This is a genomic window from Luteolibacter sp., assembly GCF_058122085.1.
On the sequence record NZ_JBIKBQ010000217.1, the window covers coordinates 1 to 3,551 of the forward strand.

The following is a 3,551-nucleotide window of genomic DNA, read 5'->3' on the forward strand; positions in this document are numbered from 1 at the left end:
CCGGTTAACGGGTTGATGTGGCAGAGTAGCTCAGGGGTAGAGCAGGGGACTCATAAGCCCTTGGTCGGCGGTTCAAATCCGCCCTCTGCTACCACATAATTTTTTGAAAATCATTACGTCTCATCATGGCTTGAAGCCGTGACGCCACCCCAGAGGCGCCGTTAAAAGAGCCGCTAATCTAGACGATCAGACGCTCACCCTCGCGTCTCGGGCCAACACCTCCCACCGCAACCGGAGACGCCTGCGAAAAAATCCGTGGAATTAACCGGCCTTCAAACCGCGCTCTGCACTGACCAGCGGGACTTGCGGCAAAAATCCGCCAGACCAGCCGGCGATTGCCATCGGAGCAATCCTCCGCCAAGTGATGTCGGTTCATCGTTTACCTGGCCGTTATCACACTCCTTCTTTCCATGCTGTCTCGTCCCACCCACCCTTCCTCACGTGGTGACACGATCCCATCGACCGACCTACAGTCACACCACCACTCGCTCATCCGGGCGACGATTCCCGCCACCCCTCACTCCTGTCCCATGAAATCACTCTGTCTTACCGCCCTCGTCGCCCTGAGCAGCCACGCTCTGGCTGACGTCCGGCTCGCCTCCATTTTTGCCGAGCACGCCGTGCTCCAACGCGACCGGCCCCTGCCCGTCTGGGGATGGGCTGAACCAAACGAAGAAGTCGTCGTGACCCTCGGCCCAGCCACCGCCAAAACCACCACCGCCGCCGACGGCCGGTGGATGGTCACACTCGCCCCCCAGCCGGCCACCACCCAACCACTGACCCTCACCGTCACCGGAAAAAATTCCGTCAAGATCGATGACATTCTCCTCGGCGATGTCTGGCTCTGCAGCGGCCAGTCGAACATGGACTGGGCGTTGGGAGGATGTCAGGCCCCGGAAGATATCGCCACCGCCACCCTGCCGCTCATCCGCCACTTCCGTACCGAATACAACTTCGCTAGTACCCCGGCCACCCACGTCAAAGGCCAATGGTCGGTCTGCACCCCAGACACCGCACCCAACTTCAGCGCCGTCGGCTTCTACTTCGCCCGCACCATCCAGGCCGCCACCGGCGTGCCCGTCGGCCTCGTCACCAACGCCGTCGGAGGTACCAATATCGAACTCTGGATGTCCCAAGACATCTTGCTCAATACCCCGTCGCTCGAGCCGTACGCCCGGCAAATGCGGGAGTCACTGGATACTTACCAGCAACAACTTACCTCCTCCCTGCCAGCCATAGAACAATGGACCCAGAATAGCCGGGTCGCCCAACAAGCCGGCAACCCGCTCCCCATGCCACCAGCCTGGCCCGAATACCCGTTCGGTGAACGCGTGGCCCGCCCGCGCTGCGTCACCCTCCACAACGGTCACATCGCCCCACTCATCCCCATGGCCATGCGCGGCGTGCTCTGGTACCAAGGAGAAAGTAACGCCGACGACTCTCTCTACTTCGAGAAAAAGTCCGCCATGCTCGCCAGCTGGCGCCAGTGGTTCCAACACGAATCTCTCCCGTTCTACTTCGTTCAACTCGCCGCTTTTGAAAAACCATCCGATGACCCTGCCAACCTCGGCTGGGGCTCGATCCGCGATCAACAACGCCGCTGCCTGACCATCCCCCACACCGGTATGGCCTCAGCCATCGACCTCGGAGAAGCCGATGACATCCACCCTAAAAATAAAGCCGATGTCGGCGGCCGCCTCGCCCTCTGGGCCATGGCTAACGAATATAACCAACCCGAAACCGTGGTCAGTGGACCACTCTTCCGAGACCTGAAAATCGAAGGCGCCGCCGCCCGCATCTCCTTTGATTCGATTGGCGATGGCTTGATCACCGCCCGGAAAACGGGTCGCGACCCAGCCGTCGAAGAAAAAAATTCGCCTTTGCGCCGCTTCGCCATCGCGGGAGCCGATCGCCAATGGTTCTGGGCCACGGCCGTCATCGAGGGATCCACCGTACTCGTTTCCTCCCCTGAAGTACCCGCCCCCGTCGCCGTGCGCTACGCCTGCTCCACCAATCCGGAAGGCGCCAACCTTTACAATCGCAACGGCCTACCCGCCTCCCCCTTCCGCACCGATAACTGGTAATAACATCATGAAAGTCAGCATCTTCAACGACGTCATCGGCCCAGTCATGCGGGGCCCGTCCAGTTCCCACTGCGCCGCCGCCCTGCGCATCGGCCGTCTCGCCCTCGACCTCATGGACGGCGCCTTCGACGAGGTCCTCGTCGAATTCGACCGCGAGGGGTCGCTGCCCACCACCCACGACAGCCAAGGGTCCGACATGGGCCTATTCGGCGGCCTGATGGGATGGGAGGCCGCCGACGAAAGGCTCCCCCACTCCATGCAGACGCTGCAACAAAACGGCGTCAAAATTCGCATCGAAACCGTAGACGTCGGCGACCCGCATCCCAATACCTACCGCCTCACCCTCAAAAAACCGGGTGCCCAACACTCGCTGCGCGCGATTTCCACCGGCGGCGGCATGATGGAGGTGCAGGCCATCGACGAATGCCCCGTCACCATCGGAGGAGATTATTTCGAAACCCTGCTGTGGAGCGATGGCCATGGCGCCTCAGTACACGACGCCATCACGGCACAGGTCGAGACAGATGATATTATAGTACACTCTCACGGCCAACAACAGCTGATCCAGGTCAAAGCGCAATGCTTCCTGCCCGATGAACTCATCGCCAGTCTGCAAAAAGACGGACGGGTCACCACCGTCAAACGTCTGGCCCCCGTCCTACCCGTCAGATCGCGACGCACCACCACCGTACCGTTCACCACTTGCGAGGAAATGCTCGCGTTCGATGCCGGCCGCAACACCCCGCTATGGAAACTCGCCGTCGCTTACGAATCGGCCCGAGGCGACCTGACCGAAGAAGAAATCGTCAGCAAAATGGTCGAGATCGTCCGCATCCTGCGGCGGTCGATCGCACAAGGTCTCGCCGGCACCCACTACGATGACCGAGTACTCGGGTTCCAGTCGGGCGAATTTAACAAACTGATGCAAGCAGGCTCCCTGCTCGAAGCCGGGGCCCTCAACCGCATCATTCTTTATGTGACGGCTCTCATGGAGGTAAAAAGCTCCATGGGCGTCATCGTCGCCATGCCCACCGCAGGCGCCTGCGCCGCGCTTCCGGGCGCCGTCATCGCGATGGCTGAGGTCCGGGGTCTCGACGAGGAGGAGATGGCTCGCGCCCTGCTCGCCAGCGGCCTCATCGGTGTCTTTATCGCCACGGCTTGGACATTCGCCGCCGAGGTCGGCGGCTGCCAAGCCGAAGGCGGATCCGCGGCCTCCATGGCGGCCGCCGCTCTCGTCAACATGGCTGGCGGCACCCTACCTCAATCCGTCGCCGCGGCCTCCATGGCCATGCAAAGCATGCTCGGCCTGATTTGCGACCCCATCGCCAACCGCGTCGAAGCCCCCTGCCTCGGGAAAAATGTCATGGCCGCCGCCAACGCCCTCTCGTGCGCGAACATGGCCCTCGCCGGCTTCGACCAAGTCATCCCCCTCGACGAAGTCATCACCACCGCGAAACTCGTCTCCAC

Annotated in this window: 2 protein-coding genes and 1 tRNA gene; all 3 read left to right on the forward strand. The window is 61.7% G+C overall.

Translation table 11 applies throughout. From position 1 onward, the window contains the following. Positions 1-19 precede the first annotated feature (19 nt). Positions 20-94 (forward strand) — tRNA-Met (locus AC4DF4_RS18825). Positions 95-530: 436 nt separating this feature from the next. Then, positions 531-2,084 carry a sialate O-acetylesterase gene (locus AC4DF4_RS18830; protein ID WP_490049634.1) on the forward strand — a complete coding sequence of 518 codons (1,554 nt, stop codon included), beginning with the start codon at positions 531-533 and terminating at the stop codon, positions 2,082-2,084. A 7-nt stretch (positions 2,085-2,091) separates the two neighbouring features. Beyond that, positions 2,092-3,551: L-serine ammonia-lyase, iron-sulfur-dependent, subunit alpha (locus AC4DF4_RS18835; protein WP_490049635.1), on the forward strand; the 1,460-nt coding region annotated here is incomplete at its 3' end.

Coding starts and splice junctions, on each gene's coding strand:
- AC4DF4_RS18830 (WP_490049634.1), top strand. CDS start 531: ATGAAATCACTCTGTCTTACCGCCCTCGTCGCCCTGAGCAGCCACGCT.